We start from the raw sequence: 15,028 nt of genomic DNA on the forward strand, positions 1-15,028 counted from the left end.
TGAAAAAATTTCCCCTTTCACCCTCCAGATATTTCATTATATTCAGGTTTTTTAAATGAAAGAACAATAAAATATTTAAGTTTTTTAAAAAAAGCATATTTATAAAATTACCCAATGAAATTAAAATATTTTTTTAAATTTGTGACTATAAACTCAAAGATCTTTTCACATAAGGAAAGTAAGATTGTACTTTTATCAAAAATTGTAAATGTGCTAAAAATCCCCATAAAAAATCATAATCTTGTGTAACTTTTCTATACATTTTTCCTTTTATTTTAATGTTGTTAGAAAAAAATATTAATTTTATGATTTAAGAAACCCCTAATATTTTTAAATTAATGGTGCAATAGTGCAAAAAATTAAAAATAATTATTCAAACATTTGATTGGACCTCACATCGGTCAATTAAAAAACTTATGTGTTTTATTTTTGAAACGAAATGTTATGAGCTCTCAAGTATAGATTCTGCAATGGTAAACTCTGCACATAAACCTTCAAAACTACTATTTGCTTTAATAGCATCATGGGGAATAAGAACATAATACCATTTTTTGCCGCCATAAGTAGCTGCGTAGCGCGTTGCATGACAACACCATTGAACTGCAGCTTCTCCCTTTTTTAAAATAATAGGATTTTGCATTTCAGAGGTTTTTTTAGGCTCACAAAGATATTTGGCATCCTTCGTTTCTACAACAAAGTCCGGTTCATAGATTGATCCTTTATCATATTCTATCTTGAAAAAACCTCGAGCGGCTTTCATCCATTTCAATACTTGTACATCATCCTCTAATATTTGAGCAAATCGTAATTCCCCTTCTACTGAATCAAACTTTTGTAAAGGATAACAACATTTTCTAAAGCCGCTGAATACAAGTTTTTTAATATCGCTTTTAATGGCAGGAATATTACGAAAATCAAGAGGAGACGTCCCTTGCGGCAACACATAATGGATAGGTGTTAAAGTTGTAAAACCTCGTGTCACTTTAACCTCATAATCTTTTTGTGTTTCCCATTGATGTTCTCTTAATTGCGCAACAATAAAATTAGTAAGCTTATTCTGATAGTGAATTAATACGTTTTCAACAGCTGTATCATTGGGTAAATAAGATCGGAAATGTTCTACCATCTGACCAGCTAATTTTCGTAATAAGAGCGTATGGCTATCATAATCGATAAAATCATTATCAATTAAACCACGAATGATGTAGTTTTCAAGATAAGGCTCTTTGACATATTCATTCTTAGAAGTGAGAAAAATACTTTTATGGGTACGCAATTCTCGAATTAAAAGTTCTTTACTAACAGGTTGCAAATTTAAGCTTTCTAGATTTTTCAAATCGAAATCAGAAAAACCATAAGTCACGTCACGCGAAGGTATGAATACAATATTAGGAATATCTATCATCAATTCTGCTAATTGTTTTGTCAAAATTGTAACCACTTTTGATACAAGAGACTTTTGTGATGAAGGCTTAATATTCATAACTTTATTAGCAATTTTTTCTTGTATCGGTGCAGAATAAAGCATTTGAGAACTTGGCAATTTATCATTCTCTTTGATAAGATCCCACGCGATCGCTGCAATTTCTTGCTCTTCAGGCGTTAATGTAGGGGAATCTGTATTACGTAATATGATACCTTGTAAATCAGATGCTCCATTTATATCGGAATTACGTGTTACCATCGTTTGCATCAATAAAGCTTCTACTTGACATGGAACTGCCACAATATCTGTCTTTTCAGAGGGGATATCCCCTCCTGTTCCAATCTCAATATGCTTTTTTATAATTGAGTTTGGATCGTTTGCACGATCAATAATATCTTGAAAACGATCATGCGCAATAATTGTTAAACGATCAATAGCTTCCATGCCTGTTCTATACCCATAAGGCAAACGCAATCCACGCCCAATTGTTTGCTCTGTTAAAATTTCTGAAGCCGATGCACGCAACGGTACAATAGTATAGAGATTAGTAACATCCCACCCCTCCTTTAATTTATTAACGTGAATAACAATTTCCGTTGGCTCATGAGGATCCTCAATAGCAATAATTTTTTGAATATTTTGATCTTCTTCTATATTTGACTGTTTTGTATGAATCTCTAAAACTTTTCCCTTATAAGCCCCTGCAAAAAATTCATCTGATTCCAATAAATTCCGTAGTTTTTGTGCATGATTTGTATCTTGAGCAACAACTAAAATAAAAGGCTTAACGAACTTTTTGTTATAATCTTTTGCATAGACAATTAAATCTGCTTTCACATTTTCATGGGCATGAATTGCATCTTGTAATTTGATATGTTCTAATTGCTCAGATGTATGATTTTGAGCTTGAAAATCTTTACGTGTAGCAACAGCAGGTTCTTTTACAAAACCATCCCTCATAGCCTCTGCAAGTGAATAACTATAGACAACATTTTTAAAATCTACGGGTTTTGCACCTATTGTTTTTGGTGTCGCTGTAAGCTCTATTCCTAAAACAGGTTTTAACTCATTAATTGCCGCTGCACCAGCAGAAGCACGATAACGATGTGCTTCATCCATTAACAAAACTAAATCAGGAAGATTTGCGAGATAATCAAAATAACTTTCGCCAATTGTCTCTTGTAAGCGTTTAATCCTCGGCATACTAGATTTTAGTGCGCCTTTTTTATTATCTGTTGTATTAATTTTAGAAATATTAAAAATATTGATAAAAGCCGTATCTCTATTCTCAAACAAACGCTTTTGTCCTTGAAAATAGTGTTCATCAGCGCGAATACCTTTACCACTTTCATAATCTTCACCTGTAATAATAACGGGTCTATTGGCAATAAATTCACTCATTCCACTGAAAACATACTTCGGACTTTGGGGACTAAAATCCTGTTTTAACTTTTCATAAATAGTCAAATTTGGCGCTAAAACAAAAAAATGGCGACTGCGACCTGTTAAATAAAGATAGCTGATAAAAGCACCCATAAGTCGCGTTTTCCCAACCCCCGTTGCTAAGGCAAAACAAAAAGAGGGAAAGTTTCGTTCAAAATCTTGTACAGAAGGATAAAGATTTTTTATCACTTCTAACTCTGCAACCAAATCAGCATTTTTAGAAAGCTCTATATTTTCTAAGATTTTTACCAAAATATTTAAAGATTCACGTTGAGGATCACGTAACGATAAGCGAGCAGAAATCCTTTTTTCAATAGTGTTCATGAAAAACTCCGCTTTTTATATACTATTCAAATAAATCTAATTCTGCTTGCACAATATCTTTATTTTTGTTGTTTTCTTTTACCACAATCACTGGTTCAAGATTGGCTACATTTAAACTGTAATCGTCCCTTCCCCATTCGCATTTTTCTAATACTGCACGGGGGATTTTAGTGAGTGTCAGATTTTCAAAGGATGCTGATTTTGTATCAAAGGCTGTACCACAAATCAGCAACGTGCGATGAGAGCCTACCTCTTCACTCATTATACGGAGTTGTTCATGGGTCATAGCGCTTGTTGTGACATAAATATAATCTGTTTCGGTTGAATACCCTTGCATCCAATAATGATTTTCATCAGGTGCGTAGGTAAATCCCATATGTTTGCACATTGCTTCTGAAAGCATCGCAGCATTATATTCGCGACTAATAATCCATTGTCCCCATGGATCTTTTTGTAACAGAGAAGGTGCAAGGCGATAATAGCGAAATCCACCGCCACCTTGCCAATTGACACTTTTGGAAATTCCCCCTTGATCAGTTCCATCAATGACTTGTTTTAAACGAGGGATAATGTGGGTGTGACAATGCTCACCAAGTTCAATCATAATCCACTTTCTTCCCATTTTATGGGCAACAGCACCGGTTGTGCCAGAACCAGCAAAAGAATCCAGTACAAGATCACCGGGATTAGTGGCAAGTTGAATAATGCGTTCCATTAAACGCTCAGGTTTAGGAGTTGTAAAGACACTATCAGAATTGAAGACTTTGGCTTCTTTTTTTGCATCTTGATTATGGCCAACTTCCTGATAAGGCCAAATGGTCATTGAAACCATACCATTTTTTACCTCTGATAAAAAACGCTTCATAGAAGGAACATTACTTCCTGTTGGACCAAACCAAACACGATTATCTTCTAATAGCTTAGCAAATTTTTGTTTACTAACGCGCCAACTCGTTCCAGCAGGAGGCATCACACTGCGCCCAGAAGGCGTAACAATTTCATAAACATCTTTTAAATTCATAGTCTTAACTGAAAGATTATCTGATTTCCAAGGACCGCGAGGATCATTATCAGGGTTTTTATAGCGCGCATCCATATCGCTTGAACGAGGAAGCAATTGAGGGCGCCAAACAGTTTTATCTTTAGCATAAACCATTACAAAATCATGGTTGTCTGAAAGCCACTTTGCATCATTTTGTGGAGCATATTTTTTTGCCAAATGATATTGTTTATAAAATTTTTTCGACCAAAAATTTCATCCATTAACACTTTAAGGTAAGCTTGCTCGTCATCATCAATTGATATCCAGATACTTCCATCATCTGCCAGTAAATGATGTAACAATTCTAGCCTGTCTCTCATAAGGCTTAGCCATAGGGAATGCTCTAAACCATCTTCATAATGTTCAAAGGCATTGCCTGTATTATAAGGTGGATCGATATAGATGCATTTTACCTTCCCCATATATTCTTGTTCAAGCGCTTTGAGTGCGAGCAAATTGTCACCAAAAATAAGTTTATTATCAAAAATATCTTGGGATGATATTTGATGCGAAGCGTGATAAGATTTTTCAAGATCTTCTAATAAGATACGAGGCTCTAGTTTTGGGCGTTTTTCTTTTCCAATCCAGTTAAGTTCTAATTTTTGTTTATTATAACTCATGCGATTGTCCTTAAATTTAAACGCTTGTGAAAAGTAAACAGCTTATTCATGAATGGCTAAATTAGAGTCTCTTAACAATATTTTTAGTACCATCCGACAGCAATTTGAGCTTCTTCTGACATACAATCAGGTGTCCATGGTGGATCAAAAGTCATAGTGACTTCAACATACGAAACCCCTTCAACTGCACTGACTGCATTTTCTACCCACCCCGGCATTTCACCAGCAACAGGACATCCCGGTGCTGTAAGAGTCATTTCAATTTTTACTGAACGATCATCTTCAATATCAATACGATAAATCAGTCCTAGCTCATAAATATCAGCAGGAATCTCTGGGTCATAAACTGTTTTGAGAGCAGCAATAATATCATTCGTCATACGATCAATTTCATCTGCTGGAATCGCTGATACATAAGACTTTTTATTTTCGCTTACAGTTTCAACAGATTCTGTAGAATGACGCTCTTCAATTGATTCAGCCATTAAAAAAATGTCCTTGTTTCTTTCAATGCTTCTACTAATTGATCTACATCTTCTTGAGTGTTATACATGGCTAACGATGCCCGACAAATAGATGTTAGACCAAAGCGCTGTAATAAAGGCTGTGCACAATGGGTTCCCGCGCGTATTGCAACTCCTTTTCTATCAATAAACATAGCGATATCATGGGCGTGAATCCCTTCAATTGTAAATGATATAATAGCTCCTTTATTGGGAGAATGACCATAAATACGCAATGACTCAACAGTTTTAAGTTTTTCCTGCGCATAAGCTAAAAGGGACCTCTCATGGGCATGAATCGTGCTACGACCTTTCTCTTGTATATAATCAATAGCCGCAGTTAATCCAATAGCTTCAACAATAGGAGGAGTGCCTGCTTCAAAACGGTAAGGAGGAGCATTATAAAAAACCTTATCGGTTGTTACCTCCTCGATCATTTCCCCTCCTCCTTGAAAAGGACGCATTTCTTCTAATCTATCTTCCTTACCATACAAAACACCAATACCAGTGGGACCATAAAGCTTATGACCTGTAAAGACATACCAATCACAATCGAGATCTTGCACATCAACGGTTAAATGTACTGCTCCTTGAGAACCATCAACAAGAACAGGAATAGAATTTTGATGTGCGAGCTTAATAAGCTCTTTAACAGGAGGTACAGTTCCTAATATATTGGACATATGCGTAATAGCAACAAGCCGCGTTTTTTCGCTTAAAGCCTTTTGGAAATCTTCAATGTGCAGAACACCATTTTCATCGACAGGAACAAAAATAAGTTTCACACCTTTTTGTTCACGGAGAAAATGCCAAGGAATAATATTTGAATGATGTTCCATGATCGTTAGAACAATCTCATCACCTTCTTTGAGTTTGGGCATAGCCCAACCATAAGCAACGGTATTAATAGCTTCTGTTGCATTTTTCGTAAAAACAATTTCTTCAGCTTTTTGAGCATTTAGAAAAACACGAACGGTTTCACGAGAATTTTCATATGATTGTGTTGCTATGTTGGCTAAAAAATACATTCCCCTATGCACATTAGCATAACTATAGTGATAATAATTATTCATTGCATTGAGTACTGACATTGGTTTTTGGGCAGAAGCACTACTATCAAGATATGCTAATCGCTTTCCATAAACTTGATGGTGCAAAAGAGGAAAATCACGCCGAATTTCTTCGACATTATAAGTAAATGTTTTTACGTTATTTTCCATTTTTTTTACCTTAAACATTTTTTGCAAGCCATTTACTAATGATATTCTCCAAAGCAATTTGAATATTATCTTGCTTGATCTCATCAATGAGCTCAGAGATAAATCCTTTAATCAAAAGTGCACGCGCCGTTTTAAATGGGATACCACGCGCCATAAGATAAAAAAGATAATCATGATTAATATTAGCAACTGTTGCACCATGACCGCATGCAACATCATCAGCAAAAATCTCCAGTTCAGGCTTTGCATTAAATTCTGCATCATCTGAAAGAATAAGGCTATTACAAGCCATGCGTGCATCTGTTTTTTGCGCTTTTTGAGACACACGTATTATTCCTTGGAAAACACCAACAGCCTTATCTGTGACCACATTGCGTATAATTTCGGTTGATGTTGATTTTTCTTCCACGTGACGAACAGTCATTGTAAGATCACTATGTGTTTGTCCTGATAATAAATTTATAACGCGTAATTGAAAATCAGATTCTTCTCCCTGTAATTCAATATCGACTTCTTGGCGATTTAATTGGCTCCCTATATTAATGACATAAAGTGATAACTTCGCTCTTTGATCAAGAACAGCACAAAATCGACCAAATTGTGTAGAATTAAAATCACGATTGCGAATGAGAATCCACGTAACATCGCTATCAGCAGCAACATTTAATGAAAATATTGAACTGATAAAGGTATCTTTATCATTGCCAATCTGATGTTCAATAAACATAACTTGACTATTTTTATCAATTTTTATATCCGAAAAAATATGAGACTGTCCCCCCATTTGTATATTTTGTAATTCAATGGGTATATTTAACTTTGTATTTTCAGGGATGTGAAAAAGCCAACCATCTGTAACAAAAGCTGTATTTAACTGTCCAATAAAATCCTCATCAGAAATGTTTTGATTTATCTGTACAGAATTATCTTCTAATGCGTCTGAAAGGCGTTTTACTGTAATATTATCTACCTTTGACTCTATCGATGTTTTTCCATTGTTTATGGAGAAAACAGCACTTTCTGAAAGCAAAGAATCAACCAATTGATTGTTTTGAACTTTTGAAAAATTGCTAATAGACTTCAGTAAGGTACGCAGATTGGTATAATGCCAGCTTTCGATTTTACGGGAAGGAAGCCGTGTTGTTTGAAACTGCTCAATAGTTTTCTTGCGGATTTCCTGTACAGCTTTATCACCAGGTAAGTCGTTTACATACTGATTGAAATTACTGAGTATATTTTCTTCAACTGCTAACAAGTTTTGCTGTGTATTCATATTCAATAACCTCAAACCGCTTCCCTGATAAGATCAGCATACCCATTTTGCTCTAAATAAAGCGCTAAGGATTTATCTCCGCTTTTGATAATTTGTCCTTTATAAAGAACATGTACCGTGTCAGGAATAATATAATTAAGCAGCCGTTGATAATGGGTAATCACCAAAAATGAACGTTTTGAATCCCGAAGTTTATTAACACCATCTGCAACAATTTTTAATGCATCAATATCTAAACCAGAATCCGTTTCATCTAAAATGCAAAGTCTAGGTTCAAGAAGTGCCATTTGTAAAATTTCAGCGCGTTTTTTTTCTCCACCTGAAAAACCTACATTTAATGGACGCTTTAGCATATCCATATCTATTTCAAGTTTGGCTGAAACTTCTTTAACACATTTTATAAATTCAGGAATTTTAAGCTCTTTGTCACCACGCGCTTTGCGTTGAGAATTCATCGCAACTTTTAAAAATTCCATCGTTGCTACCCCTGGTATTTCCATTGGATATTGAAATGCAAGAAAAACACCATATGTAGCACGTTCTGCTGGATCCATTTCTAAAAGCGATTTTCCATTATAGAGAATATCTCCTTCTGTTATTTCATAATCATCACGACCAGCAAGCAAATAAGACAAAGTTGATTTTCCGGCTCCATTTTGTCCCATGATAGCGGCAACTTCTCCATCTTGAACTGTCAAGTTTAAACCACGAATAACTTCTGTATCGGTCCCAGCAATACGGGCGTGCAATTTTTTTATCTCTAACATAATTTAATCCTGTTTTGGCTGTTTTTCAGATACCAATGCGTATTATTTTGCCTTAGCATCCATCTACTTTTGTAATTACCATAGAGGTCATTTTTAGCATTATTTGCTACTGTTACAGCCCTTTTACATCAAGTCTTCTATTTATCTAATTACAATAAATTATCCAACACTACCTTCAAGGCTGATACCAATAAGCTTTTGTGCTTCGACAGCAAATTCCATGGGAAGTTTTTGAATGACCTCTTTTACAAAACCATTTACAATTAATGCGATAGCTTCTTCTTCGGGAATTCCTCTCTGCATAACATAAAAAAGTTGGTCATCAGAAATTTTTGATGTTGTGGCTTCATGTTCAAACTGAGCTGTTGCATTTTTTGCTTCAATATAAGGAACTGTATGCGCACCACAATCATTTCCGATTAACAAACTATCACATTGCGTAAAATTACGCGCATTTTGTGCTTTTCGATATGCTGTAACTTGTCCTCGATAAGTGTTATTTGAAAAACCTGCAGAAATGCCCTTGGAAATAATACGACTGGATGTATTTTTTCCCAAATGAATCATTTTTGTACCGGAATCAATTTGTTGATGACCGTTTGCAACAGCAATAGAATAAAATTCTCCACGCGCATTATCACCACGGAGTAAGCAGGATGGATATTTCCAAGTAATCGCAGAACCAGTCTCAACTTGTGTCCATGAGATTTTAGAGCTATCACCTCGACAATCTCCACGCTTCGTCACAAAATTATAAATACCGCCCTTTCCATCTTTATCGCCAGGATACCAGTTTTGTACTGTAGAATATTTAATCTCTGCATTTTTAAGGGCAATAAGTTCAACGACAGCCGCATGAAGTTGGTTTTCATCACGTTGGGGTGCTGTACACCCTTCAAGATAAGAAACATAGGAATCTTCAGCGGCGATAATCAATGTTCGTTCAAATTGGCCAGTGTTGCGTTCATTAATCCTAAAATAAGTTGAAAGCTCCATAGGACAACGAACCCCTTTGGGAATATAAACAAATGAACCATCTGTGAAGACAGCTGCATTTAAGGCCGCATAATAATTATCACTTATAGGTACAACTGTTCCTAAATATTCCTTAATAAGCTCAGAATGTTCAATAATCGCCTCTGAAATAGAACAAAAAATCACACCAGCACGTGCCAGCTCTTTTTTGAATGTTGTTACAACAGAAACAGAATCAAAGACTGCATCAACAGCCACCTGCCCCGATACAGACATACTGTCATCGAAAGTAGAGGGATCAGACTGTTTTCTTACTCCTGCCAAAATCTCTTGTTCTTTAAGGGGAATGCCAAGTTTTTCGTACGTTGCTAATAACTCAGGATCCACTTCATCCAAAGATTTTGGTCCTGTATGATTTTTTGGAGCAGCATAATAATAAAGCTCCTGAAAATCAATTTTAGGATATTCAAGACGCGCCCAATGAGGCTCTTGCATTGTCAGCCAACGTCGGTAAGCTTTTAAGCGCCATGTTAGCATCCATTCAGGCTCATGTTTTTTAGCAGAAATAAATTTGATAATATCTTCATTTAAGCCTTTTGGAGCTTTATCTGTTTCAATATTGGTTTCAAAACCATATTTATATTGGTCAACATCTATTTCACGTACTTGGCGTATTGTTTCTTGTACTGCCGGCATCAATTTTCTCCATTTTTTGGCGTCAAAAACCGGTAACTATTGGCGTCAAAAACCGGTAACTAAAAGTCTTGTTTTTTTACAAGATTAAAGTAGCAAGTTATTTCCTAGGCTATAGGTAAAGTGCAAAAATTTCAATCAAACTTATCTTATTTTTAAAATAATTCTAATTTTATAACTTTCTGATGATAAATCTTACCCTTTTTTCTTGCTTATAATTTGAGAAAAAAACGATAGAAAATCATCAATATCCTCAGAAGTTGTGTCCCGCCCTAGCGAAATGCGAATGGCACCATTTGGAACATGATACCCCATTGCCTCCAACACTTTGCTTTGTTTTACTTTTCCCGAAGAACAAGCCGAGCCGGATGATATAGAAAACCCTTCTAAATCAAAAGCAATTTGCATCGTTTCAGCTTTTATATTTTTCACGGTAAAGTAAGTTGTATTTGGCAAACGTTGAACTCTTTTGCCAAAAATTTCAACATTTTTACTTATTTTTTGTAGTCCATCTTCTAATTTATTGCGTAAATATATTAACTGTTTTATTTCTTCCTGTGTGAAACAATCAGCCATTGCTGCCCCAAAAGCAGCAATAAGGGGCAATGCTTCTGTTCCTCCACGGAGACCTTTTTCTTGTCCTCCCCCAATAATAAGAGGTTGTGGCATAAGAAGATTACCACATGAAACAAAAGCACCTATTCCTTTAGGACCACCAATTTTATGTGCAGACAGTATAAAAAAATCTCCTCCTAGCTGATTAATATCCACGAAATTTTTATCGACATATTGTGTCAAATCAACAATAAGAGTACCTCCTAAATCCCGAACAATAGCGGCGATTTCTGTTAACGGTTGAATAACACCCGTTTCACTATTTGCAGCTTGAATAGCAACAAGAGGTAAACCTTTTGTTTTATCGTGAACCGTTAAGAGTGATGTTAATTTATCTTGTTGAATGAGCCCGTCTTGATCAACAGCAATGACGCTTATCAATTCTTTAGAAAAACGCCCTCCCTCTGCAACAGAGGGATGTTCAGTCGCTCCAAGGTAAAGATGAGAAAATTGAACTTTTGCATTCCCCATATTGTAAAAGGGTGTTAACAAAGTCATCGCTGCTTCACTCGCACCAGAGGTAAATACCACGTGATCTGGATCTGTTTTAAGATTTTCAGCGATTTGTCGACGTGCCTTTTGCAACAAGGTTTTAGCCGCACGCCCTTCCTTATGAACCGATGATGGATTACCAAATATCTCTAAAGATTCCACTAACGCCATCCGTGCCATTTTTTTGAGCGGTGTTGTTGCGTTATGATCAAAATATCGGCGTCTTATAACCATTTTACATCGCAATCATTAATCTTATGAATTGATTAAAAAAATAGCGCAATTTTCTTGAAAAGTGCACTAAAAAAAGAATATCTAATAATTATTTAAGAGATTCTATGGTAAAAGTCGACCAAGGTCAATGAAAGCCTTTTATTGCATTTAAGGAGCATTTTATGCCAGAAATTATTTTTAACGGTCCCGCGGGTCGGCTCGAAGGGCGTTATCAACCTTCACAACAAAAAAATGCACCCATTGCGATCATTTTGCATCCTCATCCCCAATTTGGTGGAACTATGAATCATAAAATTGTCTATGACCTCTTTTATATGTTCCAACAACGTGGCTTTACAACTTTACGTTTTAACTTTCGTGGTATTGGTCGTAGTCAGGGTGAATTTGATTATGGAATAGGAGAACTTTCAGATGCTGCTGCTGCTCTCGATTGGGTGCAAACACAACATCCAGACTCTAAAAATTGTTGGGTAGCAGGATATTCATTTGGAGCATGGATTGGTATGCAGCTTTTAATGCGCCGACCGGAAATTGAGGGATTTATCTCAGTTGCCCCTCAGCCTAATGTTTATGACTTTTCATTTCTTGCACCTTGTCCATCTTCTGGACTTATCATTCATGGCGGTATCGATAAAGTTTCCCCCCCAAAAGATGTTCAAATACTTGTCGATAAATTGAAAACACAAAAAGGAATCATCATCACACAAGAAATATTGGAAGAGGCTAATCACTTTTTCAGTGGATGTCATGAAGAACTTATTGAACGATGTGCCCACTATTTGGATAACCATATCACCAATGAACTTCTCGCTCCTCCTCCTGAAATACTTTCACTAACTTAGGAAAACACGATGGATTTATAAAAAATCAGAAAAAATCGTCTTTGATCATAACTAAAGTAATTTTTTTAGTCTGTACTTAAAACTTTTCTAAATTTTATTCTAGGATAGAAATGAGAATAACAGAATGCATTTTTTCTATCACCTAGAAATCTCTTTTTTAGCGTAAAAAGGAAATAATACCTGTATTATTATCTTTATATTATCAATATGTCTCTTTCTCTTGTGATGTGTGCATCAGTTATGATAGATAACGCTCCATCATATAATCACCTATTATATGAAATGAATGCACTCTTAAAATTAGGAAATTGAATCTGTGTTTGCCTTTAAATCTGATTTTTTACACATTATGAGCGAACGTGGTTTTATCCACCAAATTTCAGATGAAAAAGGCTTAGATGATCTTTTTTCAAAAGAAACTGTAAGCGCTTATATTGGATTTGATCCAACAGCATCGAGTTTACATGCTGGAAGTCTTCTTCAGATTATGATGCTTTATTGGTTACAAAAAACGGGTCATCGTCCCATTGCTTTAATGGGTGGAGGAACCGGATTAATCGGTGATCCTTCCTTCAAAGATGAAGCGCGACGTCTTCTGACACAAGATGATATTGCTGCAAATATCGATGGTATTAAAAAGGTATTTGCTAACTATTTGACATTCGGTGACCGAGAAACTGATGCTTGTATTGTGAATAATGCTGAATGGTTATGCAATTTAAACTACTTAGAATTTTTGCGTGATGTGGGAAAACATTTTTCTGTCAACCGTATGTTGTCATTTGATTCTGTCAGACTCAGACTTGAGCGTGAGCACTCTTTGTCATTCTTAGAGTTTAATTATATGATTCTGCAAGCTTATGACTTTGTTGAACTTTATAAACGTTATGGGTTGCGTATGCAAATGGGGGGCTCTGATCAATGGGGCAACATTATTAACGGAATCGAATTAGGGCATCGTTTAGGAACACCACAATTATATGCGTTAACATCACCATTGTTGACAACCTCTTCCGGTGCCAAAATGGGTAAATCATTGAATGGGGCTGTATGGCTGAATGCGGATATGCTTTCACCTTATCAATTTTGGCAATATTGGCGCAATATAGAAGATGCTGATGTAACACGATTTCTAAAGCTCTATACCCTATTGCCAATGGATGAGATTCTTAAACTTTCTGTACTACAAGGGACAGAAATTAACGAAGCAAAAAAAATTCTTGCAACAGAAGTTACAGCAATGTTGCATGGACGTGCTCTTGCCAATGCAGCAGCAGAGACTGCTCGCAAAACGTTTGAAGAAAAAACTCTGGGAGAAAATCTTCCAACTGTTGAAATTAATGCCTCAGAATTAAAAAAAGGTGTTGGATTGCTCACTCTTTTAGTACAAGCAGGACTCGCTAAATCTAATAGTGAGGCACGCCGACACGTTCAAGGTGGAGGTGTACGTGTAAATGATCAAATTATTGAGGATGAAACACATCTTATTATTGAAGGGGATGTCAGTGCGGAAGGAATCATTAAGCTTTCTTTCGGTAAGAAAAAACATATTGTGATAAAACCAGTATAATCTTTTGTTGTTTTGTTTATGTTGTTCACGCCGATCTTGTTCTTTCAATCCAATCGTTGTGATAGAGCGAGTTTTGTTAGGAAAATAAAGGTCTCTTAAAAACAATAATATTCTAGAGAGTTGAATAGTTCTTTTCTTCTGTGTACTCTGATATCTTATACTTATTACACAAGAAAGATGAAAACAATGACAAGATCAATGAAAGGTGCTCTTGCTCCTGATTTTAATTTGCCTCGCGATGGAGGAGAGACAGTATGTCTTTCTGACTTTAAAGGAAAACCTGTTGTTTTATATTTTTATCCAAAAGATGACACCAGCGGTTGCACAAGCGAAGCACTTGATTTCACAAAATTAAAGATGAAATTTGATGAAATTGGTGTTGCTGTTATTGGAATCTCTCCAGATAATGTAAAAAAACATGATAAATTTAAAGTAAAATATGAACTTGATGTCATCTTGGTTTCTGATGAAGAAAAAACAACCCTCGAAGCTTATGGTGTTTGGGTTGAGAAAAGCATGTATGGACGCAAATATATGGGTGTTGAACGGAGCACTTTTTTAATTGATGCAAATGGAATAATAGCAGAAGAATGGCGCAAAGTAAGCGTATCTGGGCATGCTGAAAATGTTTTAGCTACTGCAACACTTTTACATCATAACGCTAACTTATAAATTGAGTGTTTGATTTATCTTAAAAAGCAAAAGTCATCCTCCGAATTGATTTTAGTTTTTCAATGGATTCAATTTTTACAATATATTGATTTATAAGGATAATGAATTGTTTTATATTTATATTAGTCCTCCGAATATCGCAAATTTTTCTTATTTCAGCTTTCTATCACTTGCAATATCATAAGCAGGATTGGCGTGTGAGAAAAAATTGAAGAAAGGAACAAGAAAATCCCTCTTTGAACCTTTAAAGTATCAAGAACTATCGTAATATCACAACATCAATAAAACAAACAACTTAAGAAAAAAATCTACATGGC

At 35.5% G+C, this 15,028-nt stretch carries 10 protein-coding genes and 1 pseudogene; 3 read left to right on the top strand and 8 right to left on the bottom strand.

Features of this window, described 5'->3' with window-relative positions:
- Positions 1–442 precede the first annotated feature (442 nt).
- From ACFIJ9_RS05670 to ACFIJ9_RS05705, 8 genes and pseudogenes are all read right to left on the bottom strand, one after another.
- The gene (locus ACFIJ9_RS05670; RefSeq protein WP_375636103.1) at positions 443–3,193 is read right to left on the bottom strand and encodes a DEAD/DEAH box helicase; all 2,751 of its coding nucleotides are present in this window, start codon (positions 3,191–3,193) and stop codon (positions 443–445) included.
- A gap of 22 nt (positions 3,194–3,215) precedes the next feature.
- Positions 3,216–4,657: pseudogene (locus tag ACFIJ9_RS05675) on the bottom strand (site-specific DNA-methyltransferase).
- A gap of 281 nt (positions 4,658–4,938) precedes the next feature.
- Complete coding sequence (locus ACFIJ9_RS05680) at positions 4,939–5,340, bottom strand: SUF system Fe-S cluster assembly protein (protein ID WP_375636104.1); 402 nt, start codon at positions 5,338–5,340, stop codon at positions 4,939–4,941.
- The gene (locus tag ACFIJ9_RS05685; protein WP_375636105.1) at positions 5,340–6,578 is read right to left on the bottom strand and encodes a cysteine desulfurase; all 1,239 of its coding nucleotides are present in this window, start codon (positions 6,576–6,578) and stop codon (positions 5,340–5,342) included. The genes ACFIJ9_RS05680 and ACFIJ9_RS05685 overlap by 1 nt, the downstream gene beginning before the upstream one ends.
- A 10-nt stretch (positions 6,579–6,588) precedes the next feature.
- Positions 6,589–7,851 (bottom strand): Fe-S cluster assembly protein SufD, encoded by a 1,263-nt coding sequence (sufD, locus tag ACFIJ9_RS05690; RefSeq protein ID WP_375636106.1) that lies wholly within the window; start codon positions 7,849–7,851, stop codon positions 6,589–6,591.
- A gap of 11 nt (positions 7,852–7,862) precedes the next feature.
- Complete coding sequence (gene sufC, locus ACFIJ9_RS05695) at positions 7,863–8,618, bottom strand: Fe-S cluster assembly ATPase SufC (RefSeq protein ID WP_375636107.1); 756 nt, start codon at positions 8,616–8,618, stop codon at positions 7,863–7,865.
- A gap of 159 nt (positions 8,619–8,777) precedes the next feature.
- The gene (gene sufB / locus ACFIJ9_RS05700; protein WP_375636108.1) at positions 8,778–10,289 is read right to left on the bottom strand and encodes a Fe-S cluster assembly protein SufB; all 1,512 of its coding nucleotides are present in this window, start codon (positions 10,287–10,289) and stop codon (positions 8,778–8,780) included.
- Positions 10,290–10,481: 192 nt separating this feature from the next.
- Positions 10,482–11,627 (bottom strand): cysteine desulfurase family protein, encoded by a 1,146-nt coding sequence (locus ACFIJ9_RS05705; protein WP_015856378.1) that lies wholly within the window; start codon positions 11,625–11,627, stop codon positions 10,482–10,484.
- A gap of 161 nt (positions 11,628–11,788) precedes the next feature.
- Here ACFIJ9_RS05705 and ACFIJ9_RS05710 point away from each other — a divergent pair, with 161 nt between their 5' ends.
- From ACFIJ9_RS05710 to ACFIJ9_RS05720, 3 genes are all read left to right on the top strand, one after another.
- The gene (locus tag ACFIJ9_RS05710) at positions 11,789–12,469 is read left to right on the top strand and encodes an alpha/beta hydrolase (RefSeq protein WP_015856377.1); all 681 of its coding nucleotides are present in this window, start codon (positions 11,789–11,791) and stop codon (positions 12,467–12,469) included.
- Between the two features lie 316 nt (positions 12,470–12,785).
- Complete coding sequence (tyrS, locus tag ACFIJ9_RS05715; RefSeq protein ID WP_375636109.1) at positions 12,786–14,039, top strand: tyrosine--tRNA ligase; 1,254 nt, start codon at positions 12,786–12,788, stop codon at positions 14,037–14,039.
- Positions 14,040–14,225: 186 nt separating this feature from the next.
- The gene (locus ACFIJ9_RS05720; protein WP_375636110.1) at positions 14,226–14,711 is read left to right on the top strand and encodes a peroxiredoxin; all 486 of its coding nucleotides are present in this window, start codon (positions 14,226–14,228) and stop codon (positions 14,709–14,711) included.
- Positions 14,712–15,028: the final 317 nt, after the last annotated feature.

This window comes from Bartonella sp. MR90HLJMH, assembly GCF_042194115.1.
Taxonomy (GTDB): domain Bacteria; phylum Pseudomonadota; class Alphaproteobacteria; order Rhizobiales; family Rhizobiaceae; genus Bartonella; species Bartonella grahamii.

Bases quoted from the DNA above. Each gene is read 5' to 3' on its own strand.
- ACFIJ9_RS05670 (WP_375636103.1), bottom strand. From the start codon at position 3,193: ATGAACACTATTGAAAAAAGGATTTCTGCTCGCTTATCGTTACGTGAT.
- ACFIJ9_RS05680 (WP_375636104.1), bottom strand. From the start codon at position 5,340: ATGGCTGAATCAATTGAAGAGCGTCATTCTACAGAATCTGTTGAAACT.
- ACFIJ9_RS05685 (WP_375636105.1), bottom strand. From the start codon at position 6,578: ATGGAAAATAACGTAAAAACATTTACTTATAATGTCGAAGAAATTCGG.
- sufD (WP_375636106.1), bottom strand. From the start codon at position 7,851: ATGAATACACAGCAAAACTTGTTAGCAGTTGAAGAAAATATACTCAGT.
- sufC (WP_375636107.1), bottom strand. From the start codon at position 8,618: ATGTTAGAGATAAAAAAATTGCACGCCCGTATTGCTGGGACCGATACA.
- sufB (WP_375636108.1), bottom strand. From the start codon at position 10,289: ATGCCGGCAGTACAAGAAACAATACGCCAAGTACGTGAAATAGATGTT.
- ACFIJ9_RS05705 (WP_015856378.1), bottom strand. From the start codon at position 11,627: ATGGTTATAAGACGCCGATATTTTGATCATAACGCAACAACACCGCTC.
- ACFIJ9_RS05710 (WP_015856377.1), top strand. From the start codon at position 11,789: ATGCCAGAAATTATTTTTAACGGTCCCGCGGGTCGGCTCGAAGGGCGT.
- ACFIJ9_RS05720 (WP_375636110.1), top strand. From the start codon at position 14,226: ATGACAAGATCAATGAAAGGTGCTCTTGCTCCTGATTTTAATTTGCCT.